This is a genomic window from Streptomyces dangxiongensis (assembly GCF_003675325.1).
GTDB classification, from domain to species: Bacteria; Actinomycetota; Actinomycetes; order Streptomycetales; family Streptomycetaceae; genus Streptomyces; species Streptomyces dangxiongensis.
The window spans coordinates 757,549-780,903 of record NZ_CP033073.1; the positions used below are offsets into that span (position 1 = coordinate 757,549).

The 23,355-nt window shown below is 73.2% G+C and carries 19 protein-coding genes and 2 pseudogenes; 7 read left to right on the forward strand and 14 right to left on the reverse strand.

All coding sequences use genetic code 11. The features are described 5' to 3' along the window. The first annotated feature begins 180 nt into the window (after positions 1–180). Entirely contained in the window at positions 181–1,605 is a 1,425-nt protein-coding gene (locus tag D9753_RS03595; protein ID WP_121785684.1) for an amino acid permease, read from the forward strand. Here the strand turns inward: D9753_RS03595 and D9753_RS03600 are convergent, their stop codons facing one another. Further along, a complete protein-coding gene (locus tag D9753_RS03600) occupies positions 1,606–2,760 on the reverse strand; it encodes a CapA family protein (protein WP_121785685.1) in 1,155 nt (384 codons plus the stop codon). Between the two features lie 213 nt (positions 2,761–2,973). Here D9753_RS03600 and D9753_RS03605 point away from each other — a divergent pair, with 213 nt between their 5' ends. From D9753_RS03605 to D9753_RS03615, 3 genes are all read left to right on the forward strand, one after another. Then, positions 2,974–3,522, forward strand: a complete 549-nt coding sequence (locus tag D9753_RS03605; RefSeq protein ID WP_121790879.1) for a sigma-70 family RNA polymerase sigma factor — start codon at positions 2,974–2,976, stop codon at positions 3,520–3,522. 156 nt (positions 3,523–3,678) lie between these two features. Further along, positions 3,679–4,194 carry a hypothetical protein gene (locus tag D9753_RS03610; protein WP_121785686.1) on the forward strand — a complete coding sequence of 172 codons (516 nt, stop codon included), beginning with the start codon at positions 3,679–3,681 and terminating at the stop codon, positions 4,192–4,194. 151 nt (positions 4,195–4,345) lie between these two features. Further along, positions 4,346–4,999, forward strand: a complete 654-nt coding sequence (locus D9753_RS03615; RefSeq protein ID WP_121785687.1) for a zf-HC2 domain-containing protein — start codon at positions 4,346–4,348, stop codon at positions 4,997–4,999. A gap of 63 nt (positions 5,000–5,062) precedes the next feature. On the opposite strand, the gene D9753_RS03620 is transcribed toward D9753_RS03615, so the two are convergent. The 3 genes from D9753_RS03620 to D9753_RS03630 form a co-directional block, all read right to left on the reverse strand. Next, the gene (locus D9753_RS03620; protein ID WP_121785688.1) at positions 5,063–5,926 is read right to left on the reverse strand and encodes an Fpg/Nei family DNA glycosylase; all 864 of its coding nucleotides are present in this window, start codon (positions 5,924–5,926) and stop codon (positions 5,063–5,065) included. A gap of 55 nt (positions 5,927–5,981) precedes the next feature. Then, positions 5,982–8,048 (reverse strand): SpoIIE family protein phosphatase, encoded by a 2,067-nt coding sequence (locus D9753_RS03625; RefSeq protein ID WP_121785689.1) that lies wholly within the window; start codon positions 8,046–8,048, stop codon positions 5,982–5,984. 257 nt (positions 8,049–8,305) lie between these two features. Then, positions 8,306–9,286: a DUF6777 domain-containing protein gene (locus D9753_RS03630; RefSeq protein WP_121785690.1), complete on the reverse strand. Its 981-nt coding sequence runs from the start codon at positions 9,284–9,286 to the stop codon at positions 8,306–8,308. A 125-nt stretch (positions 9,287–9,411) separates the two neighbouring features. Between D9753_RS03630 and D9753_RS03635 the strand changes: the two genes are divergently transcribed. Further along, a complete protein-coding gene (locus D9753_RS03635) occupies positions 9,412–10,833 on the forward strand; it encodes a lipase maturation factor family protein (RefSeq protein ID WP_121785691.1) in 1,422 nt (473 codons plus the stop codon). Here the strand turns inward: D9753_RS03635 and D9753_RS37535 are convergent. Together D9753_RS37535 and D9753_RS03645 are read right to left on the reverse strand one after the other, a co-directional pair. Then, positions 10,821–11,325: pseudogene (locus D9753_RS37535) on the reverse strand (amidohydrolase family protein); the annotation flags it as partial. The gene D9753_RS03635 and the pseudogene D9753_RS37535 sit on opposite strands and share 13 nt — an antisense overlap. Then, positions 11,326–11,460, reverse strand: a pseudogene (locus tag D9753_RS03645) (glycoside hydrolase family 38 N-terminal domain-containing protein); the annotation flags it as partial. A 197-nt stretch (positions 11,461–11,657) separates the two neighbouring features. On the opposite strand from D9753_RS03645, the gene D9753_RS03650 reads away from it, so the two are divergent. Continuing rightward, a complete protein-coding gene (locus D9753_RS03650; RefSeq protein WP_121785692.1) occupies positions 11,658–13,010 on the forward strand; it encodes an amidase in 1,353 nt (450 codons plus the stop codon). 49 nt (positions 13,011–13,059) lie between these two features. Here D9753_RS03650 and D9753_RS37540 read toward each other — a convergent pair whose 3' ends face one another. The 3 genes from D9753_RS37540 to D9753_RS03665 form a co-directional block, all read right to left on the reverse strand. Then, positions 13,060–13,230: a hypothetical protein gene (locus D9753_RS37540; protein ID WP_240468018.1), complete on the reverse strand. Its 171-nt coding sequence runs from the start codon at positions 13,228–13,230 to the stop codon at positions 13,060–13,062. Between the two features lie 178 nt (positions 13,231–13,408). Continuing rightward, a complete protein-coding gene (locus tag D9753_RS03660) occupies positions 13,409–13,906 on the reverse strand; it encodes a GNAT family N-acetyltransferase (protein WP_121785693.1) in 498 nt (165 codons plus the stop codon). 57 nt (positions 13,907–13,963) lie between these two features. Then, positions 13,964–14,137 (reverse strand): hypothetical protein, encoded by a 174-nt coding sequence (locus D9753_RS03665; protein WP_106980896.1) that lies wholly within the window; start codon positions 14,135–14,137, stop codon positions 13,964–13,966. Positions 14,138–14,629: 492 nt separating this feature from the next. Here D9753_RS03665 and D9753_RS03670 point away from each other — a divergent pair, with 492 nt between their 5' ends. Beyond that, positions 14,630–15,025, forward strand: a complete 396-nt coding sequence (locus D9753_RS03670) for a hypothetical protein (RefSeq protein ID WP_121785694.1) — start codon at positions 14,630–14,632, stop codon at positions 15,023–15,025. Positions 15,026–15,325: 300 nt separating this feature from the next. Here D9753_RS03670 and D9753_RS03675 read toward each other — a convergent pair whose 3' ends face one another. The 5 genes from D9753_RS03675 to glgA form a co-directional block, all read right to left on the reverse strand. Beyond that, positions 15,326–16,837: an SDR family NAD(P)-dependent oxidoreductase gene (locus tag D9753_RS03675; RefSeq protein WP_394346683.1), complete on the reverse strand. Its 1,512-nt coding sequence runs from the start codon at positions 16,835–16,837 to the stop codon at positions 15,326–15,328. A 129-nt stretch (positions 16,838–16,966) separates the two neighbouring features. Beyond that, complete coding sequence (locus tag D9753_RS03680; protein WP_121785695.1) at positions 16,967–18,298, reverse strand: wax ester/triacylglycerol synthase family O-acyltransferase; 1,332 nt, start codon at positions 18,296–18,298, stop codon at positions 16,967–16,969. Positions 18,299–18,442: 144 nt separating this feature from the next. Next, entirely contained in the window at positions 18,443–20,764 is a 2,322-nt protein-coding gene (locus D9753_RS03685) for a GH92 family glycosyl hydrolase (protein ID WP_121785696.1), read from the reverse strand. A 126-nt stretch (positions 20,765–20,890) separates the two neighbouring features. Further along, a complete protein-coding gene (gene glgC, locus D9753_RS03690) occupies positions 20,891–22,111 on the reverse strand; it encodes a glucose-1-phosphate adenylyltransferase (protein WP_121785697.1) in 1,221 nt (406 codons plus the stop codon). 51 nt (positions 22,112–22,162) lie between these two features. Continuing rightward, positions 22,163–23,314 carry a glycogen synthase gene (gene glgA, locus D9753_RS03695; protein WP_121785698.1) on the reverse strand — a complete coding sequence of 384 codons (1,152 nt, stop codon included), beginning with the start codon at positions 23,312–23,314 and terminating at the stop codon, positions 22,163–22,165. Positions 23,315–23,355: the final 41 nt, after the last annotated feature.

Sequence of the window (23,355 nt, forward strand, 5' to 3'; positions counted from 1 at the left end):
GGCCACCGAACGGGCCGCGGCCCCGGCACGGTGTGACCGGCCCGCCGACCCGGGCGTGGGCTCTGTCCCGGGTCGTTCGGGGACTCCGTCCCGGGTCGTGCGTGGCGCCTTCCCTGGGGGGCGCCCCTGAGCCATCATGATCCGCCGTCAGCCGTTGCCGTCGGCGAAGAGGTGAGGCGCATGGACAGGCTCCGCGCGGGTGAGGGCATTCTCCGCCGCAAACCCATCGAACACATCGAGGACACCGAGGTCACCGAGGGCCCCCGGCTGGAGCGGACGCTCGGGCTGTGGCAGCTCACCGCGATCGGGGTCGGTGGCATCATCGGCGCGGGCATCTTCACCCTCGCCGGCACGGTGGCCAACGGCACGGCGGGGCCCGCGGTGGTGATCTCCTTCCTGATCGCCGGTCTCGCGAGCGCCTGCGCGGCCCTGTCGTACGCCGAGTTCGCCGGGATGATCCCCAAGGCCGGTTCGGCGTACACGTACGGCTACGCGGTGCTGGGTGAGTTCGCGGGCTGGTTCATCGGCTGGGACCTGCTGCTGGAGTACACCGCGATCGTGGCGGTGGTGGCGATCGGCATCTCCGGTTACTTCGGTTTCCTGGTGACGGACATGGGCGCGCAGCTCCCGGCCTGGATGCTGGGCGCGCCCGGCACCGGGAACGGGCACCGCGTCGACCTGTTCGCGGTGGTGCTGTGCCTGCTCATCGCCTGGCTGCTGAACCTGGGCATGCGCAGCGCGGCCCGCTTCGAGACCTTCGTGGTGGCCCTGAAGGTGCTGGTGGTGCTGCTGGTGATCGGCGTGGGCGTGTTCCACATCGACAGCGGGAACTACCACCCGTTCTTCCCGTACGGCCTCGGCGGCGCGTTCGACGGCGCGGCGCTCGTGTTCTTCGCGGTGTTCGGCTACGACGCGATGTCCACGGCGGCCGAGGAGTCGAAGGACGCGCAGCGGCACATGCCGAGGGCGATCATCTACTCGCTGGCGATCTCGATGGTGCTGTACGTGGCCGCCTGCCTGGTGCTGACGGGCATGCAGAACTACCAGGACATCGACAAGGAGAGCGGTTTCTCCACGGCGTTCAAGTCGGTCGGGCTCGGCGCGCTCGCGGACGTGATCGCGGTGGGCGCGATCATCGGCATCCTCACCGTGATGTTCACGTTCATGCTGGGCGTGACCCGGGTCTGGTTCTCCATGTCCCGGGACGGGCTGCTGCCGCGCTGGTTCGCCAAGACGCACCCCACGCGGCACGTGCCGACCCGGGTCACCTGGATCGTCGGGGCGGCCTCGGCCGCCATCGCCGGGTTCCTCCCGATCAGCGAGGTGGCCGAACTGACCAACATCGGCATCCTGCTGGCGTTCGTGGTGGTGTGCGCGGCGGTGATCGTGCTGCGCTACCGGCGCCCGGAGCTGCCGCGCGCCTTCCGCACCCCGTGGATGCCGTTCCTGCCCGCCCTGGGCATCCTGTTCTCCATCTGGCTGGTCACACGCCTCCAGTGGCAGACCTGGGTCCGGTTCGCGGTGTGGTTCGTGATCGGCTGCGTGATCTACTTCGGCTACTCCTACCGGCATTCGGCGCTCGCCGAGCGGCGGACCGCCCAGTGATCACTCGGCCATGACCAGGCCGTCCTGGCCGGCCCCGCGGCTGAGCACCACGTCCCGGATCCGGTCGCGCACCCCTTCGAGGTCGGCGCCCTGGGCGACGGCCCGGTCGAGGTCGACGACCCGGCCGGCGTCGAGGTCGTAGAGCTGCGGGACGAACTCGGCCTTGGTGACCCGCCAGGCCGCGCCCGGCCGGTCGGGCGGGGCGAAGGTGAAGCGGCCGAGCGTGGACTCGTTGCCGCGCGGGTCCTGGGCACCCTCGCGGTTGTACATCTCACCGGCGATCTGGTCACCCATGCCGTAGATCACCCAGGTGCCGTTGACCTTCTCGTACGCCTGCGGGACGTGGGCGTGGGTGCCCAGGATCAGGTCGATGTCGGGGCGGCCGGCGGTGGCCGAGGCGGTGAGCCGCTGGGCGAGGGTGAGCTGGAGCCGGTCGGGTTCGTCCTGCCACTCGGTGCCCCAGTTCACGGAGAGGACGACCACGTCGGCGCCGGCCCGCCGGGCGGTGCGGGCGTCGGCGACGATCCGGTCGGCGTCGATCATGTTGACGGCCCAGGGCTCGCCGTGCGGCAGCGGCTTGCCGTTGCTGCCGAAGGTGTACGACAGGTGGGCGACCTCGGCCGCACCCGCCCGCAGGAGTGTCACCGAGCGGGCCTCGGCCTCGCTGCGGGCCGTCCCGGCGTGCCGCAGGCCGGCCGCGTCCAGGGCGTCCAGGGTGCGCCGGATGCCGGCGGTGCCGTCGTCCAGGGCGTGGTTGGAGGCGGTGGAGCAGCCGTCGTACCCGGTGGCGGCGAGGCCCTTGGCGATCTCCGGCGGTGACTTGAAGGCCGGGTAGCCGGTGTAGGCGCCCTCGACGCCGTAGACGGTCTCCATGTGACACAGTGCCAGGTCGGCGTGGGACACGAGGGGTTCGACGCCGGAGAGCATCGGGCGGAAGTCGTGGCCGTGGCCGCCGGCGTCGTAGGAGGCCCGCTCGATCACGGAGGTGTGCGGCAGGACGTCTCCGGAGGCGACGAGGGTGAACCCGCGGGCCGCGGAGGGTGCCGGGCGCCCCTGCTGCGCACCGGAGTCCTGCCGGTTGTGGTTCTGGCAGGCGGCCGCCACCGTGAGAACGGCGGTCAGGGCCAGGGCCACCTGCTGTCTGCGTCCGATCATCAACTCACCCCAGGTTGTCGTATATACAGACAAGGCCGTGACGGCATATGGGTATGAAGCTGATGTGCCGGATAAACAGTCCGGGGCCTCTGATTAGCCCGTCCGGTGCCGCGGGGACCGCTCGTCCGACCGTTCGCCGACGCGATCGACCGTCCGTCGCACAGCCGGGCCCACCCCCTGTCGGCCGGCCGGGCCCTGCGCTGCCATACGGCCATGACGGCCGGAACCTCACTCACCCACGGGACGACGACCGCCGGGCACGAGCTGGCCGCGCTCCAGCGCGAGCACGGCGGCCCCCTGTTCGCCCTGTTGCTCAGGCTCTGCGACGGAGACCGGCAGCGCGCCGAGGACCTGGTCCAGGAGACCCTGGTACGGGCCTGGCAGCATCCCGAGGCGCTGCACGCCGACGGCTTCGACTCGGTACGGCCCTGGCTGCTGACCGTCGCCCGGCGGCTCGCCATCGACGCGCGCCGGGCCCGGCGGGCCCGGCCCCGGGAGGTCGGCGACGCGGTCCCCGAGGACGCGCGGGTGACCGCCGACCACGCCGAGCGGGCCGCCGCGATGCTCGACGTCCGGGAGGCTGTGAAGACACTCACGCCGGAACACCGTGACGTCCTGGTACTCGTGTACTTCCTCGGGGCCAGCGTGGCCGAAGCGGCGCAGACCCTGGGGATCCCACCCGGTACCGTGAAGTCCCGCGCGTTCTACGCGCTGCGCGCCCTGCGCCGGGTCCTCCCCGGTTACACGGCCGACCTGCGGTGAAACCGGAAGCCGGGTCAAGGCTCGGCAAATCGCCTTGCTGCCGGACCCCCTTCGGGCATGGGCTGTCCTCATCCGCGTTCCGCGCGGGGGCCGGGCCGGGGAGGCCGGGTCCCGGCGTCGGGCGGCGCGCACGCACCGGAGGAAGGGCAGGAAAGGATGCGGCACAGAGGTCACGAGAGCAGGGGCGGTACCGACGACGGTGAACTGACCGTCCCGATGGCCTGGTTGTACGCCGAGTACATCGCCGACGAGCTGTTGCGCACCGGCGATCTGATGCCACCGACGTCCTTCGAGTTCCGGGCCGGCCGGGACGCGCTGGCGCTGACCGTGTTCCTGTCCGACACCGACGGCGAACTCTCCGGCATCCGGGTGATCTCACAACTGGAGAACTGGCTGTCGCTGACCGCCTATGACCAGCCGTGGCAGGACTGGGTGCGGGACCGCATGGCCGAGCTGGCCGAGCGGGCGGCCGGCTCCGGCCTCCCCTCCCCCGACCTGGCACTGGCTGCGGACGCCTGGCGCTGGCTGGAGGAGACCGAACTGCTCGCGCCCGACCTGGACGCGGTGCCGGGCGGCGGCGCGGTGTCCGGCGAGGACGACGGGCCGAAGGTGTGGACCCCGGCCTGGCGGCTCGGACTGCCCCTGGGGCACCTGGCGATCCACCTCTTCTGAACCGAGCGGAATTCACACCAATCCGCGGGCCGGACCGCTCCGAATCCCCTGTCCGCGATTCTGTGCGCGGCTTGAGTGATTCGGCGGTGCGCTGCGTACGGGTGGGAGCAAGGAGTAACCCCACCCGCACCCATAGGCACGAGGATTCGGCATGAGGTCCCTGGAAAGGCATCGCGACGTCGGCGCGTACGCGCTCGGCGTGCTGGACGAGGCGGAGGCCTTCCGCTTCGAGGACCACCTCATGGAGTGCCCCCAGTGCGCGGCACACGTGACCGGGTTCGGGCCCACGACCCGGCAGCTGAGGCTGTACCGGCGGGCCACACCGCGCTTCGTGCACCCCATGACGCGGCCCGGCCCCCGGCTGCTGGAGCGGCTGCTGGGCGAGCTGGCGCAGCGGCAGCGGGCGCGGCGGCGCCGGCTGCTGTACGGCCTGGCCGCGTCGGTGGCGCTCGCCGTGGCCGGCCCCGGGATCGTGGCCTTCGCCGGCCACGCGGCGCCGGCCCGGCACGTCATGGCGGCGACCGATCCGGACACCGGGGTGTGGGCGCGGGTCACCTCGGCGGACGCGGACTGGGGCAGTGATCTGCGGCTGGAGATCAAGGACGGCTCCGGGCGGCACACCTGCCGGCTGGTCGCGGTCGGCCACGACGGCACCGAGCAGGTCGTGGCCGGCTGGACCAGCCCCGGCGAGGGCACCCGGCCCACGACCGCGATGGGGGCCGCCGCGCTGCACCCCGGCCAGATCGCCCGGTACGAGGTGCGTACGGACGACGGCAAGCGGCTGGTCACGGTCGACGCGCCGTGACGACACGGGGCCGGCGGGGCGCGGGGCGAGCGGGGCGGCCTCGGTTCGGCAGCCGACCCTGGCTCACTTCAGCAGTCGGGACAGCCGGCGGTCGGCGAGGGGCTTGCCGCCCGTCTGGCAGGTGGGACAGTACTGGAGCGAGGAGTCGCTGAAGGACACCTCACGGATGGTGTCACCGCACACCGGGCAGGGCTCGCCGGTCCGGCCGTGCACGCGCAGACCGCTCCTCTTCTCCGACTTCAGGCGCCCGGCGGCCACACCGCGGGAGCGTTCGACCGCCTCGGTGAGCGTGCCGCGCAGGGCCTCGTACAGCCGGTGGGTCTCCGCCGGGGTGAGGGACGCGGCGAGCTTGAACGGGGACATCCGCGCGGCGTGCAGGACCTCGTCGCTGTAGGCGTTGCCGACGCCCGCGATCAGCGACTGGTCGCGCAGAGCGCCCTTCAGCCGCCGCCGTTCGTCCGTCAGCAGCGCCGCGAAGCGGTCCTCGTCGAAGTCGTCGGCGAGCGGGTCCGGGCCGAGGCGGGCGATGCCCTCCACCTCCCGCGGATCGCGGACGACGTACACGGCGAGGCGTTTCTGGGTGCCGGCCTCGGTGAGGTCGAAGCCCCCACCCGTCTCCAGCGCCACGCGCAGCGCGAGCGGGCCCTTGCCGGGCTTCGGCGGGCCGTCCGGCAGCCGGTCCCTCCAGTGCAGCCAGCCGGCGCGGGCCAGATGGGTGACCAGGTGCAGCCCGGCGTCCGTCCCGATGTCCAGGAACTTGCCGTGCCGGCGCACGGCCGTCACCTCGGCGCCCTCGACGGCGGTGACCGGAGGGTCGTACGTCTTCAGGACGCTGACGGCGACCGGCAGCACCCGCACCATCCGCAGGCCGACCAGGTGCTCGGTGAGGAAGTCCGTCAGCGCTTCTACCTCGGGCAGTTCCGGCATAGGTCCAGAGTGCCATCCCGTACCGACAACGCCCCGCGCTGCGCCGGGCCGGCCGCTACGGCATCCGGAACTCGCACCACACCGCCTTGCCGCCGCCACGTGCCTCCACGCCCCACACGTCGGCGAGCCGGTCCACCAGGAGCAGACCGCGCCCGGAGACGCCCTGCTCCCCCGCCTCGCGGCGGCGCGGCAGGGCGCTGGAGGAGTCCTCGACCTCGATGCGCAGCCTGCGGTCACTGCCGTCCAGGGCGCGAAGGGTGACGATCGCGGAGCCGTCGGTGTGCATCAGCGCGTTGGTGATCAGCTCGTCGGCGACCAGCTCGATCTCGTCGGCGCGGTCGCGGGCGCCCCAGGCGCGGACCGCGGCCCGGATCATGTGCCGGGCCTGGCTGAGGCCCTTCGCGTCACCGGGCGCGACGTGCTGCCGGAGCCGGCCGCAGGCCCGCGCGGCCTCGGGGGCGCGGCGGCGCAGCAGGAGCAGGGCCACGTCGTCGTCGCCGCCCTGCTCCTCGGCCAGCCGGATCAGCCGGTCGGCGAGGTCGCGCACCTCGTCCGGGCCGTTCCCGATGAGCGTGGCCAGACCGCGCAGACTCTCGTCGAGATCGGTGCCCGGCTGCTCGACGAGCCCGTCGGTGCACAGCAGCAGGGTGTGCCCGGGGTCCAGTTCGAGGGTGGAGACGGGATACTCCAGCCGCCCGAACTCGGCGGACAGGCCGAGCGGCAGCCCGCCCTCGACGGGGACCCGGTCACAGGTGCCGTCGTTGCGCCGGACCAGCGGGTCGATGTGTCCGGCGCGGACCATCTGGACGACACCGGTGGCCAGGTCGGCCTGGGCGTACAGGCAGGTGGCGAAGCGGTCGGTGTCGAGTTCGTGGAGGAAGACGGAGGCGCGGGCCATCACGGTGGCCGGGGTGTGGCCCTCGGCGGCATAGGCGCGCAGCACGATCCGTAGCTGGCCCATGACGGCCGCGGCGTGCGTGTCGTGGCCCTGGACGTCACCGATGACCGCGCCGACCCGGCCTCCGGGCAGCGGGATGACGTCGTACCAGTCGCCGCCGATGTCCCGGCCGAGGGCGGCCGAGCGGTAGCGGACGGCGATGTCGGCGCCGCGGACACGGGGGATGGTGCGGGGCAGCATGGCCTGCTGGAGGCCCTGGGCGAGGTCCTTCTCCTGTTCGTACAGCCTGGCCCGCATAAGGCTCTGCGCGATGCTGCTGCCGAGCGCGACGAGGACGGCGCGCTCCTCGGCGGAGAAGCCCCGCCGGTCGTCGTAGAGCAGTCCCATCGCGCCGATCGGCCGCGCCTGGGCGATCAGGGGCAGGTAGGCGGCCGAGGTGATGTGCAGGTCGTGCAGGTGTGGCCAGAGGATCGGGTAGCCCTCGGCGAACTCCTCCGGCGACTCGATGAACCGGGGGCTGAGCGTGCGGACGACCTCGCTCATCGGATACGGCTCGTCGATCCGGGTGACACGGGTGCCGGGGACGAAGCTGCCCACGGGGCCCTCGGCGACCAGCCGGATGCGGCCTGCCTCGACGAGGCCCATCACCAGGCTGGCCGCGCCGAGGTGACGGACGCCGTGGGTGTCCTTGAGGACATCGATGACGTCCTGGATGGTGCGGGCATGGGCGAGGGCGGCGGAGATGACCTGGACGACGCCGGTCTGCTGCCGGAAGGCCTCGGTCTGGGCGGCCCGGTGGCTGCGTGCCTCGCTGTCGGCGAGTTCCTCGGTGGCGTCCCGGACGATGCCGACGACCCGGCGGGGACGGCCCGAGTCGTCACGCCGGATGTAGCCCTGGGTGTGCGTCCAGCGCGAGGTGCCGTCGCGGCAGCGGATGCGGAAGTAGGCGCCGTAGTTCTCGCTGCCGTCCTTGATGGCCCGGGAGACCACCGCGTCGAGCCGTGCGGCCTCCGGCGGCGGCACCCGGACGGCCAGGGTCTCCGGGCGGCCGTCGTACTCCTCGGGCAGCAGGTCGAACACCTCGAAGGCCTGGGCGTCCATGTGGAACAGGCCGGCGTCCAGGTCCCAGTCGAAGCTGCCCATGCGGTTGAGCGCCAGGATCGGGTCCGGATGGGCGGGCCAGTCCTGCGGCAGTGACAGGGCGCTCGCTCCCCGATCAGCCATGGGCCCACCTTGCCAGCATTTGCCCGATTCTTCGACTGCGGCCCAGGCCCGGGTGCGGCCGCCGGGCACCCCGGCCGCACCGCTGCCGACGCCGCGCCCCGCGCCGGGGCCGTGCCGGCCGGGGGACGCGTACGGTCCACCGCCCGGGCTCAGGCGCCGTCGCCGGGCCGGGCGGGCGGGGGGCGGAGTTTCCGGGGCCGGTGCGGTCGGAGACGGCATCGGCGGGGCCGGTGCGGTGGGGGCTGCGGTTCCCGGGGTCAGGGGCCCCCGGGGGCCGGGGCCCCTGGGTCGTCGCGGTCGGGGTCGGGTCCGGTCGGACTGACGGGGACCGGTGGGGGCGGGGCCACGATCCGGTCCCGGCCGACGTCCTGGCCGGTCCGGCGTTCGATCCAGACGCGGGCATCGACGTCGACGATCGTGATGCTGGTGACGGCCCGGCGCGCCGGGGTCACCGCGATCACCTGGCTGGGCCGGTAGCCGGGCCAGGCGGCACCACGGGCGTCCACGCCGTCGTGGGCCGCCGAGGGCGCCTTCAGCGGGTTGCCGCAGGCGCAGCGCACCCGGGGCACACCGCGGTCGTCGACCAGGACGGCGGTGCCCGCCTGGAGCACGGCCTGGTATCCCACCGCCCGCCGGTCGCGGTAGCCGTGACTGGTGACCCGCGTGTCCCGGCGCAGCGCGACCGGGGTAAGGCCGCGCAGATAGCCGGGGAGGGTGGAGACGGGGACGCCCACCGCGTGGGCGAAGGCGCCCGCCTTGCCGCGGTCCGCCGTGAGGGAGCCGATCTGCCGTTCGACGGCGCAGCCGGCGACGTGCGGGGTGCCCCGGTACAGGCCGGGGGTCGCCCCGGAGAGGGTGTGCGCCGAGGGCAGCGGGGCCAGGGCTCGCCCACCGGTCGGCACGGCGGACGGGGCCGGTGTGAACGGGGGCGGTGCGGACGAGTCCGGTGCGAACGTGGGCGGCATGGTGGCGCCGGCCCGGTCGGGCGCCGGGCCGGTGGTGACAGTGCCGGCGGCGGCCGGGGAGTCGGTGTGGGGGGCTGGACCGGATGCGGTGGTCTTCGGCTCGGACCCGGCCCCGGACTCGGTGAAGGGCTCGGGGCCGCGCTCGGTGGCGGCCTGGAGGAACACCGCCTCGCCCACCCGGTCCTCCTTGACGCCGGTGCCCGCGCAGCCCGCGGCGAGGAGCGCGACCGGGAGCACGCAGGCCGTGACGATGGATCGGGGAGGTATCCGCACCGCACACTCCGCATCACTCCGGGTAATTCCTCCCTATTGTTGGCATCGCCCGCGTTCGGCTGGCAACTCGGGGAACGTCGCCGTGAGAGCGGCACCGGTGTCGCCGCACGGAGGGCGCGCACAGCGTGGACTGGTTCACCGCACCCGGCTACTGGCTGAGCCAACTGGTCTTCCAGCGGGCTCTGGCCGCCGTGTATCTGGTCGCGTTCCTGTCGGCGGCCCTCCAGTTCCGCGCCCTGCTGGGCGAGCGCGGCATGCTGCCGATCCCCCGTTTCACGGCCCGGGTCCGGTTCCGGCGCGCCCCGAGTCTGTTCAAGCTGCACTACTCCGACCGGTTCTTCGCGGCCTGCGCGTGGACGGGGTGCGCGGTGTCGGTGGCCCTGCTCGCCGGCGCGGACTCCGCGCTGCCGCTGTGGGCGGGGATCCTGCTGTGGCTAGTGCCGTGGGCGCTGTATCTCTCGATCGTCAACGTGGGCCAGACGTGGTACGCGTTCGGCTGGGAGTCGCTGCTGCTGGAGACGGGTTTCCTGGCCGCGTTCCTCGGCAACGACGAGGTGGCGCCGCCCGTCGTCGTGCTGTTCCTGCTGCGCTGGATCCTGTTCCGCGTGGAGTTCGGCGCCGGGCTGATCAAGCTGCGCGGCGACGCCTGCTGGCGGAAGCTGACCTGCCTGTACTACCACCACGAGACGCAGCCGATGCCGGGCCCGCTGAGCTGGTTCTTCCACCATCTGCCGGGGCCCCTGCACCGGGCGGAGGCGGCCGCCAACCACGTCACCCAACTGGTCGTACCGTTCCTGCTCTTCACCCCGCAGCCGGTGGCCTCGGCCGCGGCGGCCCTGATGATCGTCACCCAGCTGTGGCTGGTCCTGTCCGGCAACTTCTCCTGGCTGAACTGGATCACCATCGTGCTGGCCCTGTCCGCGCTGCGGCTTCCGGTATCCGCGCCGTCGGTGCGTCCGGCACCGCTGTGGTACGAGGTGCTGGTGCTCGCGGTCGCCGCGCTGCTGCTGTTCCTGAGCTACCGCCCGGTGGTGAACATGATCTCCCGCCGCCAGGTCATGAACCGCTCGTTCGACCCGCTGCACCTGGTGAACACGTACGGGGCGTTCGGCAGCGTCAGCCGGGTCCGCTACGAGGTGGTGGTCGAGGGCACGCTCGACGGCAGCCCGCGCGAGGACTCGGACTGGCGGGAGTACGCGTTCCGCGGCAAGCCCGGCGATCCCCGGCACTGGCCGCGCCAGTTCGCCCCCTACCATCTGCGCCTGGATTGGCTGATGTGGTTCGCGGCGCTGTCGCCCGGCTACGCCGGGGAGTGGTTCGGCGGCCTGGTGGAACGCCTGCTGGAGAACGACCGTGACACGCTCAGGCTGCTCCGCCGCTCCCCCTTCCCGCCGGACACCCCGCCCCGCTACGTCCGGGCCCGGCTGTTCCGGTACCGCTACACGAGCCCGCGGGAGTGGCGGGAGACGGGAGCGTGCTGGGAGCGGACGTACGTGCGGGAGTATCTGCCGCCCACGCGGCTGGCCGGGGCGGTTCAGAGGCCGTAGACGCGCCACGCGGTGCCCTCGAAGAGCGCCGTGCGCTCCGCCTCCCCCAGCTCCGCGGTCAACTCCTGGGCGAGGTGGTGCACTTCGCCGTACGACATCACCGGCGTGCGCACCGGCCAGTCCGAGCCGGACATCAGCCGGCCGGGACCGAAGGCGTCCAGGGCCGTGTCGGTGTACGGGCGCAACGCGGCCGGGGTCCGGGCGGCCGGGCCGGCCACGGTGACCAGGCCGGAGAGTTTGGCCACCGTGTCGGGCAGGGCGGCGGGGGCACGCAGGTCCACCGCCCACCTCTCATGGTCCCCGGAGGCGATGGGCGGCTCGCCCAGGTGGTCGAGGACGAAGGAGCCGGGGAAGGGCCGCTGCCGCCCGGGCGCAGGCCGGGAGCCGGTGGGGCAGGACCACGAGGTCGTACACGAGGCCGGCGCCGGCCACGGCGGCCAGGCCGCGCCGGACGTCGGGGCGCAGCAGCCACCGGGGGTCGGGCTCGTTCTGGAAGTGGGTGAAGATCCGGGTGCCGTCGATGCCCTCCCACCAGAAGGTGTGATGGGGGAAGCTGTTCGTCCGCGACCAGGAGATCTTCCGCGTCAGCAGCCACCGGGAGCCGGCCGCCCTGATGATCCGCGGCGGGGCCGGGGCCGCGCGGACTACCGGGGGGCGTGACGGCGCGGGGGCCGACGAGGTGTACAGCTCCCCTACGGCGCGCACCTCGAACCGTGCCGCCCGTTCGTGCCGGTCGGTCGCCCCGGGCTCTCGACGTACGGCACCCCGAGCGGGCAGAGTTCTCCCTGCCCGTCTTCCGTACCGATCAGTAACGAGGAGCGCCCGTGAGCAGTTGGGCCGGCCGGACCGCTGTCGAGATCGCCGCCGCAGTCCGCGAGAAGCGGGTCACGCCCCGCGAGGTGGTGGCCGACCACCTCGCCCGGATCGACCGGCTCGACGGGCGGGTCGGAGCGTTCCGGAAGGTCCGGGCGGAGGCGGCGCTCGCCGAGGCCGACGAGGTGGCCTCCCGCGGCGGCCTGGACGAACTGCCGCTGGCGGGCGTGCCGTTGGCGGTCAAGGACAACCTGTCGGTGCGCGGCGAGTCGCACCGCGACGGCTCCGCCGCCACCCCGGACACCCCGGCCACCGAGGACCACGTCACGGTGGCCCGGCTGCGGGCGGCCGGCGCGGTGGTGGTGGGCCTGACGAACGTGCCCGAGCTGTGCGTGTTCGGCACCACCGAGGGCCCGTTCGGCACCGCCCGCAATCCGTGGGACCTCTCCCGTACGGCGGGCGGCTCCTCCGGCGGCAGCGCGGCGGCGGTCGCCGCGGGGCTGGTGCCGCTGGCGCTCGGCAACGACGGGATGGGCTCGCTGCGCATCCCGGCGGCGAACTGCGGACTGGTCACCCTGAAGCCGGGGCACGGCGTGGTCCCGGCGGGGATCGGCAACGGCGACTGGTTCGGCATGTCGGAGAACGGCCCGCTGGCCACGACGGTCGGGGATCTACGGCTGATGCTGGCGGTCCTCGCGGACGCGGGGTTCGAGCGCCGGGAGGAGCGGACGCCCCGGCGGATCGCCGCCGCCGTGCGCAGTCCGCTCCCCGGGGTGAGTGTGAGCCGGCCGTACACGACCGCCGTCCGGGAGGCCGCCGGTGTGCTGGCGCGGGCCGGGCACCAGGTGCGGCGCGCCGAACCGCCGTACCCGCTGTCCCTGGGGGTGACCTCGCTCCAGCACTGGACCGCCGGGACGGCGGTGGACGCCGAGGGCCTGGACCGGGGGCGGCTGGCCCGCCGGACCCGGGTGCACGCGACCGTGGGCCGCCGCTTCGTCGGCACGGTCCGCACCGGCGACGCCCGGGAGCGGCTGCGCGCCCGGCTGACCCCCTTCTTCACCGCGTACGACGTGCTGCTCACCCCGGCGCTGGCCCGCCGCTCGCCGCAGGCCGGCCCGTGGCACGAACGCGGCTGGCTGCGCAACCTCCTCGCCAACACCGCCTGTTCGCCGTTCACGCCGCCGTGGAACCTGACCGGCTGGCCCGCGATGTCCGTGCCGTTCGGCACCCTGCCCTCCGGTGCCCCGTGTGCCGTCCAGCTCGTGGGCCGCCCGGGCACGGAGGGCGTCCTGCTGGAGCTGGCGCAGGAACTGGAGGAGCTGAGCCCGTGGCAGCGGACGGCCCCCGTGCCGGACCGCTCGTAGCGGAGGGCGGCACGCGCCGCGGCGGCGGCCACGGGGTCGGTCGCGGGCGTCAAGGGTCGGTGAGGGGGTGGTGGTGGCGGGCGCAGGGCACGGCGGGTGACCAGGGGACCCGGGAGAGGGCCTCGCGCCGGCCCGGCCGCCCGAAGGCCCCGTCCTGGAGCACCTCGGCCACGGGTTCGACCGAGAAGGCCTCGTGCTCACGGGGTACCCACGCCGCCATGTGGGGCTCATGTCGGCCGGCAGGTCGTGCAGTTGTGTCTCGGACGGGTCGTCCCAGCTCGTCCCGTCCGCCTCGATCGCCCGAAGTACCGGTGCCGCCATGCGGGTGACTCCAGTGACCGGTCACGCTCTCGACGTCGTCGGGTTCCGTTTCCGGGATCCACCCGGCGGACGCGAGGTCAGCCCGCGGGTCGGTCCAGCGCCCGGTACATGATGTGCAGGCCGACGCGGCCGTGCCGGGGGTGTTCGTACGCCTCCGGGACGGTGCCGAGGACGGTGAAGCCGAGGGAGGTCCAGAGCCCGAGGGCGGGGTTCGTCTCGACCACGGCGTTGAAGACCATCGCACGGTAGCCGTGGGCCCTGGCCTCGGCCAGGACGTGCTCGGCGAGGGCGCGGCCGATGCCCCGGCCGGTGTGGTCCGGGTCGACCATGAAGCCGGCGTTGGCCACGCGGGAGGCGGGGCCGCCGTAGTTGGGGGTGAGGTAGGCGGAGCCGACGACGGTGCCGGCCGGGTCCTCGGCGACGTAGACCCGCTTGGCCGGGTTCATCCACAGGGCGCGGGCGGCTTCCTCGGTGGTGTCCGGGTCCCAGGTGTAGGTCTCGGCGCCGGCGACGATCCGGTGCCAGAAAGGCCAGATACTCGGCCAGTCCGCGGCCACGGCTTCTCTGATCGGCATGGGCGTGAGTCTGTCACGCCCATGCGTGCGGCGATCGCGACGGGTCCGGCCCGAGGGTCAGTCCACGCTCGGCAGGATGTGGGGCTCGGCGAGGTCGTCCTCGTAACCCGCGAGGCGGATCGGGGCGGACCGGGCCCACACGTCCAGGCTGCCGAGTTCTCCGGGCCGGCGGCCCGCGCGCTCCGTGCGTTCCTTGGGGCGCTGTTCGCGATTCGTCTTCTCCGGTGTCACCGCGCACTCCTTATGTGTCGGTCACCCTCGGGGCGTACCGGACGGTCTGCGCTCCGGCGTTCGACGCCCGTTCGGGTCTGGATGGAAGGCCAGTTCGGACGCGGTGGCGCCAATATCTCAAGACAGAGCAGGCCGTTGTCGACCGGCTCACCCCAGGACGGACGATGGGTGTGGGTGGGACCCCGTACTGCTGTCCGTCCACCCCAGGTTAACCAAATGAGCAGGCATCCGCTCGATAGGGAATGCAAACAAGGTGTAACCAATACGCTTCGTCCGGCTTCCAATACCTCCCAATGTGTGGGTTCTTATGACAATGCGCATCACTCGTGCGACGCGGCGGATCACCCACTCGGCCTACGTCCGCGCACGCGCCCCCGGATCGGCCCGCGCCCGCCCGTCCGGACCCGGCGCAGTTCAGGCGCCGTTGGCCGGGCGGCAAGCTCGTCATGCTCTGCTGGCGCGGCAACGGCTGACTCGCGAGAGGACTGACGCATGGAGCTGCGCAGTGTCGAGGAGCTGATGGACCTGCTGTACGCCGCCCCGCACCGGCACGCGCTGCGGACCGCGGCGCTGCTGCGGCGCGGCCGGCCCGCCGACAAGGAGCTTCAGGTGGCGGCCCTGGTGCACGGCGTCGGGCCGTTGCTGGGCCCGGGCGACGAGGCCGCGCGGGTCGGCAGGGCGGCGGAGGCGGTGCGCGCCCTGCTCGGGGAGCGGGTGTACCGGCTGGTGCGCGGGGACGCGTCCCCCGCCGACGAGGACGTGCCGCGGCTGCGTCAGGCGGCCGAGGAGGCCCGGACGGCGGGCTTCGACGCGGGCGTGCTGGAGGACTGGCGCACGGTGCTGGAACTGGTGGCGGCCCGGAACGCGCGGCTCGGCGCGGTGGACTGACGGCCACCCGTGCGACGGCCGTCCGGGTGACAGCCGTACGCGTGACCGCCGTCCGCGTGACAGCCGTACGCGTGACCGCCGTCCGCGTGACGACCGTCCGGACGACGGCCGCCGGAGTGACAACCGTCGCGGCGACGGCTGCCGGGGTGGTGTCGCGGTGAAGGCCGTCCGGGTGACGTGGCCGGTGCGGGCTGGACCGGGCCGCCGGACGGCTGGAGGCGCTGCGCCGGCTCAAACGCTGGCGCGGCCCCCGCGCCGTCCGTGCCCTGCACGCCCGGCGGGGCACGTCACCCGTGCCGGTCACCACTTGCCGGGCGCGTAGTCCTTCATGAAGACGCCGTACAGGTCCTCGCCCGCCTCGCCGCGCACGATCGGGTCGTAGACGCGGGCGGCACCGTCGACCAGGTCGAGGGGGGCGTGGAAGCCGGCCTCGGCCAGGCGCACCTTGTCCGGGTGCGGGCGCTCGTCCGTGATCCAGCCGGTGTCCACGGCCGTCATCAGGATGCCGTCCTTCTCGAACATCTCCTGGGCGCTGGTGCGCGTGAGCATGTTCAGGGCGGCCTTGGCCATGTTGGTGTGCGGGTGGCCGGCGCCCTTGTAACCGCGCTCGAAGACACCCTCCATGGCGGAGACGTTCACGATGTAGGTCCGGGGGGACTTCGCCGCCGCCATCGCCGGGCGCAGACGGCTGATGAGGATGAACGGGGCCGTGGAGTTGCAGAGCTGGACCTCCAGCAGCTCGACCGGGGTCACCTCCTCCACCGTCTGCACCCAGCTATTGGTGTCGTGCAGGTCGGGCACCAGACCGCCGGCGTCGATCGCCGTACCGGCGGCGATCCGCTCCAGCGACGCCGAGCCGGAGACCAGCGCGAGACCGGTGACGTCCTGGGCGGTCAGCGCGCCGCCGCCGGCGACCGGTAGCTGGGCGACCGCGCCGGAGCCGAAGGTGCCGATCACCTCGGCGGCCGGCAGTTCACCGGCGGGCAGCGGGGCGGACTCGGCGGCGAGCAGTTCGCTGTACGCCTGCGGGGAGCGCCGTACCGTCTGGGCCGCGTTGTTGATCAGGATGTCGAGCGGGCCCTCGGCGGTGACGGAGTCGGCGAGGGCGACGACCTGGGCGGGGTCGCGCAGGTCGATGCCGACGATCTTCAGCCGGTGGATCCACTCGTCGCTGTCGGGCTGGGCCTTGAAACGGCGGACGGCGTCGTTCGGGAAGCGCGTGGTGATCGTGGTGTGCGCGCCGTCGCGCAGCAGGCGCAGCGCGATGTACATGCCGATCTTGGCCCGGCCGCCGGTGAGCAGGGCGCGCTTGCCGGTGAGGTCGGCGCGGGCGTCCCGCCTGGCGCGGTTCTCGTCCGCGCACCTCTGGCAGAGCTGGTGGTAGAAGTAGTCGACCTCGACGTAGCGCTGCTTGCAGATGTAGCAGGAGCGGGGGCGCCGGAGTATGCCCGCGATCCGCCCCTCGTCGACCTTGGAGGAGGGCAGGACGCCCTCGGTCTCGTCGTCGATCCGCTCGGCGGAGCCGGTGGCGGTGGCCTCGGTGACGGCGCGGTCGTGCGCGGTCTTGGCGGCCCGGCGCTCCTGGCGGCGGCGCTGCTTGACCGTGCGGTAGATGTGCGAGGTGGCCCGGCGCACCTGGATCGCGTCGGGGTGGTCGACGTCGAGCCGGTCCAGCTCCTCGAGCACGCTCAGGCAGACGGCCAGCCGCTCGGGGTCGATACCGGGCCCGAAGACCACCTCGTCCATGGAGGCGTCCGTGGGGACGTCCATGGGGACCTCCATGGACGCAGACCCGTCCTCTGTCACCGTCATCGCGCTGCCGTTTCCCTGATCACCCGCGCAGCGCTCCGACTCGCGCCCGCTTTCGAACGGGGAATTTTACGGAGCGCACGGCCCCAGCACCAAATGGCCCGCCCACGGCCACCGGCCGCGGGCCCGGGCTCAGTGCCCGCAGACGCTCAGCAGGGTCTCCAGCTCGGCCGACACCGCGTGGGCGAACCGGTCCAGGTCGGGCACGGCCTCGGCGTCGGCGACCAGCCCGTAGTGCACCCGCCCGCGGTACGTCGAGATCGCCACCGCCAGCGCCTGTCCGGGCGCGAGCGGAGCCAGCGGGTACACCTCGGCCAGCTCGTGACCGCCGAGCCGCAGCCCGAGCCCGGGCAACGGCACGCTGGTGACGAGGATGTCGAACCACAGCCGGGCCGCCTGGCCGACCAGTGGCCCACCGAGCCGGTGCCCGAGCGCGGGAACGTGGTCGGCGAGCAGCGCCACCGCGCCGGCACCCCGGTCGGGCCCCGCGTCCTTGTTGCGGACCATCGCGCGGCGCACGGCGTCGAGACGGCCGAGCGGATCGGACTCGTGGACCGGAAGCGGTATCAAGTACCCGGAGAGCCGGTTGCCCTGTGGCTGCGTGGCGTGCGGGCGGCGCCGGGAGACGGGGATCAGCGCGCGGGGCGCCACCCCCTTGCTGCCGTCGCCGCGCTCGTCCAGCCAGCGGCGCAGGGCCCCGGCGACGACGGCGATGAGGACGTCGTTCACGGTGCCGCCGGCGTTCTTGCGCACCCGGTGCACGTCGTCGATGTCGACGACGACCCCGGCGGTGCGGCGGGTGCCGCTGGGCGCGCAGGTCAGCGCGGAGGTCGGCCGCATGCCGAAGGTGGAGCGGGCCAGCGAGGCGCCGATGTCCAGGGCCCGTCCCACGTCGGACAGGGCGCCTTTGACCAGCTCGGGGACGAGTCCGGGCAGCCTGCGCAGGTCGGACAGCGGGCCGCGTGGCGGCTCGATGGCGCGGGGCGCGCGCTCGGGCAGCTCCACGGGGTCCAGGATGCCGGCGGCGAGCTTCAGCGCGCGCAGCCCGTCGGCGAGGGCGTGGTGGAACTTGAACAGCACCGCGAAGGACACCCCGTCCTCACCGGGCAGGACGTGCGCCTCCCAGGGCGGCCGGCCGCGCTCCAGCGGTCGTTCCATGAGCCGGCCGGCGGCGGCGTGGAAGTCGGCGGTCGGGGCGTGCAGCCGCACGTGGTCGAGCGGGTCGAAGTCCGGGACGGTCTCGCGGGTGGCGCCGCCGAAGGCGAGCGGCTGCCAGACGTCGCGGATGCGCATGCGCAGGCCGGGTACGGCGGCGGCGCGGGCGGCGAGCAGGTCGGCGGCGTGGGCGCCGGCGGTGGGCGAGTGTGCGGTGAAGAGGCCGAGCGCGCCGAGGTGCATGGGGTTCCGGTCGGACTCCATGTTCCAGAAAGCCAGGTCGAGGGGGGCGAGCAGGTCGGAAGTCACGGGCGGTCCTCACGCGTCGGCGACGGGTGACCAGAAGTCAAACCCCGGCGGACGATTAACGTCAAACACCATCACAGCACTCAAAACGACCGTCGGGTGGCGGCCCGCTCCACCGGAAGGGACGGGCCGCAGGACACACGGGGGTCACCGCAGGACGGGCGGCGCCGCTCCGGGTGACGTACCCCACTCCGACGGGCGCGGGCCGACCGTGAACGTGAGGGCACGCAGCGAGCGCAGCGCCCCGGTCGTCAGATAGGTCCGGCGCTGGGGCGTGCCGTCGGCGCGGACGGCCTGGACGTAGCGGTCGGTGGCCGAGGTGCCGGGCGCGCGCACGGTCAGCCGGCCGCCCGGCCAGTAGGAGCGGTCCAGGGTCAGGTCGACGCGGTCGAAGACCGGGGTGGTCAGGCCCCAGGTGTCGTAGCCGGGCTGGACCGGGAAGAGCCCGATGGACGACAGGACGTTCCAGGCGGACATCGTGCCGAGGTCGTCGTTGCCGGTGATGCCGGTGGGGCTGTCGGTGAACAGGGTCAGCGCCGCATGGACCACGTCCGTGGTCTTCCAGGGCTGCCCGGTGGACAGGTAGGTGTACGGAGCGATCAGGTCCGGTTCGTTCTGCGGGTTGTAGGTGGCCGCGTTGTAGTAGGCGTACGGGTCGCCGTGCACCCACACCTCGCGGGCGGTCCGCTCCGGGTCCGCGAGCAGTTGGTCGTAGGCGAAGAAGGCGTCCAGGCGCTCGTTGGCCGCGCGGGTGCCGCCGATCAGGCCGGTCATGCCGGGCAGGTCCTGCGGGACGAGCCACTGGTACTGCCAGGCGGTGCCCTCGTGGAAGCCGGTGCCGCGGGCGGGGTCGGGGGGGCCGGTGAAGGCACCGGAGGCGTCGCGGGCGCGGAAGAAGCCGGTGGCCGGGTCGAAGATGGTGCGGTAGTTCCGCGAGCGGGCCGCGTAGCGGGCGGCGTCGTCCTCGTGGCCGAGACCGCGGGCCATCTGGGCGAGCATGGCGTCGGCGAGGGCGTACTCCAGGGTGACGGAGGCGCCCTGGTGGTAGTCGGAGTCGCCCATCTTGGCGTACGGGCGGCCCTTGACGTAGGGCGCGAAGCCATGGGCGAGGTACTCGGCGTTGGCCTCCCGGCCGACGCCCGGGTACGCGGCGGGCGGCACTCCGTCGGCGTTCTTCCTCAGGGCGCGGTAGGCCCGCTCCTCGAAGCCCCTCAGCAGCCCCATGTGGTAGGCGGTGGTCAGGAACGGGGTGACCGGGTCACCGGTCATGATGTTCGTCTCGACCGGGCCGTACCCCCACTTGGGCAGCCAGCCGCCGTCCTCGTCGATCGCGACCACCGACCGGGCCATGTCGCGGGCCTCGCGCGGGGCGAGCAGGGCGAGGAGCTGCGCCTGGGTGCGGTAGGTGTCCCACAGCGACCAGTTCTGGTAGTACGTGAAGCCCCGGGCGCGGTGGGTCCGGCGGTCCCAGCCGAAGTAGCGGCCGTCGGCGTCGCCGCCCACGTTCGGCGCGAGGTACGACCGGTACAGCGAGGAGTAGAAGGTCCGGCGGAGCGTGGGCGTGCCGCCCCGCACGCGGACGGCCGCGAGCCGGCCCTCCCACTCCTCGCGGGCCCGGAGGCGTACGGCGTCGAAGGGCCGGCCGCCCTCGGCCCGCAGGTTGCCGGCGGCACCGCGCGCGTCGACGTACGACAGGGCGGTGGTCGCCTCGACGGTACGGTTCCCGGTGGTGTCGAAGCGGACGTAGGCGCCGCCGTGGCCGGTGCGGGCGCCCGGGGTGACGGCCTGGCCGTCCCAGGTGCCGTAGGCGGTGAAGGGCCGGCTGAACCGGGTGACCGTGTAGACGGTGTACGGGCCGGTGTCCCGGCAGAAGCCGTGGCCGGTGATCTCCGTGCGTACCGTGTGGTCGTCGAGGATCTCCACCTCTGCGGCGACGGGCTTGTGCAGCGACTGGGCGGCGTTCAGCAGGACGTTGGCCCTGCGGGTGGCCGGGAAGGTGTAGCGCTGCACCCCGGTGCGGGCGGTCGCGGTCAGTTCGGCGCGGATGCCGGAGGCGAGACCCACCCGGTAGTAGCCGGGGCTCGCCTCCTCGTCGTCGTGGGAGAAGGCCGCCGCGTACCGGGCGTAGTCCGTCTCGGTGACGTCGCCGGTGGTCGGCAGCACGGGCAGGTCGCCGCCGATGCGGCAGCCGACACCCGACAGGTGGACCAGGGAGAAGCCGCGGACGCGGTGGTGCGCGTAGTCGTAGCCGGTGCTGTGCCCGGTGTCCGGCGAGAGCTGCACCATGCCGAAGGGCACGGCCGCGCCGGGGAAGGTGTTGCCCTCGTTCTGGGTCCCGATGAAGGGGTTCACCAGGTCGGTGAGGTGGCCGTCGGTCCGCTCGGCGGCCCGTGCGGCGGGGGTGGCGATCAGCGCGGACGCCGCCATCACCCCGGCCAGACACAGCCGCGTGCGCCGGGTCCCTCTCATGTCGGATGACCTCCGAAGGTTCGACATCGTTGCCTGCATCGTGAAGGGCGAACGGTGCGAACCCGGGCATTGCCGTCAGGACGGCGCGGAACGCGTCGCGGGAACGGCGGCCTGACGGGGCGTTCGTCAGGGAACCCGCTGCCCCTTGCCCAGCGCGATCACGCCCCCCTTGGAGACGGTGTACAACTCGGCGTCCCGCTCCGGGTTGACGCCGATCGTCGCGCCCGGCGGGACCTCCACGTTCTTGTCGAGCACCGCGCCGCGGACCACCGCACCCCGGCCGACATGCACGTTGTCGTGCAGCACCGAGCCCTGCACGACCGCGCCCGGGTCGATCCGTACACCGGGCGAGAGCACCGAACGGCTGACCTGGCCGCGGATCAGGCAGCCCGCGCTGATGATGGACTCGCTCGCGATGCCGCCCGCGTTGAACCGGGCCGGGGGGAGCTGGTACGAGTGGGTGTAGATGGGCCACTGGCGGTTGTACAGGTTGAAGGCGGGGCGTTCGGCGATCAGATCCATGTGCGCCTCGTAGTAGGCGTCCAGGGTGCCCACGTCCCGCCAGTAGCCCTGGTCCCGGGTGGTCTCGCCGGGCACGTGGTTGTCGCTGAAGTCGTATAGCTGGGCCTCGCCGCGCGCCGTGAGCTGGGGCAGGATCGAGCCGCCCATGTCGTGCACGGACTGCGTGTCCTCCGCGTCCCGGTGCAGCGCTTCGATCAGGGCCTTGGTGGTGAAGATGTAGTTGCCCATCGAGGCGAACACACAGTCGGGGGCGTCCGGCAGTCCCGGCGGATCGGCGGGCTTCTCCAGGAAGCGTTCCACCGTGACGCCGTCCGAGCCCGGCGTGATCACCCCGAACGACGAGGACTCCCCGCGCGGCACCCGGATGCCGGCCACGGTCACGCCCGCGCCGCCCTCGATGTGCTGGGCGAGCATCTGCCGCGGGTCCATGCGGTAGACGTGGTCGGCCCCGAACACGGCCACGTACTCGGGCTGTTCGTCGTGGATCAGGTTCAGGGACTGCAGGAGCGCGTCGGCGCTGCCCAGGTACCAGCGCGGGCCCAGCCGCTGCTGGGCCGGGACCGGGGTGACGTAGTTGCCGAGCAGGCTCGACATCCGCCAGGTGGTGGTGATGTGCCGGTCCAGCGAGTGCGACTTGTACTGGGTCAGCACACAGATGCGCAGCACGTCGGCGTTGACCAGGTTGGACAGGACGAAGTCGACCAGGCGGTACGTACCGCCGAAGGTGACCGCCGGTTTGGCGCGGTCCGCGGTGAGCGGCATCAGGCGCTTGCCCTCGCCGCCCGCCAGCACGATCCCGAGCACGGAAGGCCCTCCACGACGCATGCCCGCTCCCCTCACCCCTGGTTGAACCATGGTTGCCCCGAGCGGGCCGGACTAAGCCTCCTTGAGGACCCGCTCGTACAGCCCGGCCGTACGGCGGGCCACCGCGTCCCAGCCGAACTCGCCCACCGCGCGCGCCCGTCCGGCCTCCCCCATCCGCCGGGCCGCCGCCGGATCACCGAGCACGGCGTCCAGCGCCCGGGCGAACCCGGACTCGAAACCGTCGTCCACGTCGACCAGGAGACCGGTGCGGCCGTCGTCCACGACCTCGGGGATGCCGCCCACCCGGGACGCGACGACCGGCGTGCCACAGGCCATCGCCTCCAGGTTGACGATGCCGAGCGGCTCGTACACCGAGGGGCAGGCGAACACGGCCGCCCGTGTGAGGAGTTGGATCACCTCCGGGCGCGGCAGCATCTGCGGGATCCAGAACACGCCCGACCGGACCCGGCGCAGCTCCTCGAACAGCTCACGGAACTCCCGGTCGATCTCCGGGGTGTCGGGCGCGCCGGCGCACAGCACCACCTGGACGCCCGGGTCGATGTCCCGTACGGCGCGCAGCAGACGGGGCACGCCCTTCTGCCGGGTGATCCGGCCGACGAACAGGACGTAGGGACGCGCGGGGTCGATGCCGTGCCGGGTGAGGGCGTCGGTGCCGTGGTCGGGGCGGTAGAGCTGGGTGTCGATGCCGTTGTGCACGACGTGGACCCGGGCCGGGTCCAGCGCCGGGTAGCAGGACAGGATGTCCTCCCGCATGGCACCCGAGACGGCGATCACCGCGTCGGCGGCCTCGATCGCGGTGCGCTCGGCCCAGCCCGACAGGGCGTACCCGCCGCCGAGTTGCTCGGCCTTCCAGGGGCGCAACGGCTCCAGCGAGTGGGCGGTGACGACGTGCGGGACGCCGTACAGCAGTTTGGCGACATGGCCGGCCAGATTGGCGTACCAGGTGTGCGAGTGGACGAGTTCGCGGCCTTCGAGGGCGGCGGCGATGGCGAGGTCCACGGAGAAGGTGCGCAGCGCGTCGTTGGAGCCGTCGAGGGCGGACCAGGGACGGTGGCGTACGACACCGGCGCCGCGCCCCTCACCCCAGCAGTGCACCTCCAGGTCCACCAGCGAGGCCAGCTCGCGGGCGAGGAACTCCACATGGACACCGGCGCCGCCGTACACGTCCGGGGGGTACTCCCGGCTCAGCAGTCCCACTCGCAACCGACAACCCCCTGGTCTCGCTGGCACGTTCTCCCCCATGG

Coding starts and splice junctions, on each gene's coding strand:
- D9753_RS03595 (WP_121785684.1), top strand. CDS start 181: ATGGACAGGCTCCGCGCGGGTGAGGGCATTCTCCGCCGCAAACCCATC.
- D9753_RS03600 (WP_121785685.1), bottom strand. CDS start 2,760: ATGATCGGACGCAGACAGCAGGTGGCCCTGGCCCTGACCGCCGTTCTC.
- D9753_RS03605 (WP_121790879.1), top strand. CDS start 2,974: ATGACGGCCGGAACCTCACTCACCCACGGGACGACGACCGCCGGGCAC.
- D9753_RS03610 (WP_121785686.1), top strand. CDS start 3,679: ATGCGGCACAGAGGTCACGAGAGCAGGGGCGGTACCGACGACGGTGAA.
- D9753_RS03615 (WP_121785687.1), top strand. CDS start 4,346: ATGAGGTCCCTGGAAAGGCATCGCGACGTCGGCGCGTACGCGCTCGGC.
- D9753_RS03620 (WP_121785688.1), bottom strand. CDS start 5,926: ATGCCGGAACTGCCCGAGGTAGAAGCGCTGACGGACTTCCTCACCGAG.
- D9753_RS03625 (WP_121785689.1), bottom strand. CDS start 8,048: ATGGCTGATCGGGGAGCGAGCGCCCTGTCACTGCCGCAGGACTGGCCC.
- D9753_RS37540 (WP_240468018.1), bottom strand. CDS start 13,230: ATGGCGGCGTGGGTACCCCGTGAGCACGAGGCCTTCTCGGTCGAACCC.
- D9753_RS03660 (WP_121785693.1), bottom strand. CDS start 13,906: ATGCCGATCAGAGAAGCCGTGGCCGCGGACTGGCCGAGTATCTGGCCT.
- D9753_RS03670 (WP_121785694.1), top strand. CDS start 14,630: ATGGAGCTGCGCAGTGTCGAGGAGCTGATGGACCTGCTGTACGCCGCC.
- D9753_RS03675 (WP_394346683.1), bottom strand. CDS start 16,837: ATGACGGTGACAGAGGACGGGTCTGCGTCCATGGAGGTCCCCATGGAC.
- D9753_RS03685 (WP_121785696.1), bottom strand. CDS start 20,764: ATGAGAGGGACCCGGCGCACGCGGCTGTGTCTGGCCGGGGTGATGGCG.
- glgC (WP_121785697.1), bottom strand. CDS start 22,111: ATGCGTCGTGGAGGGCCTTCCGTGCTCGGGATCGTGCTGGCGGGCGGC.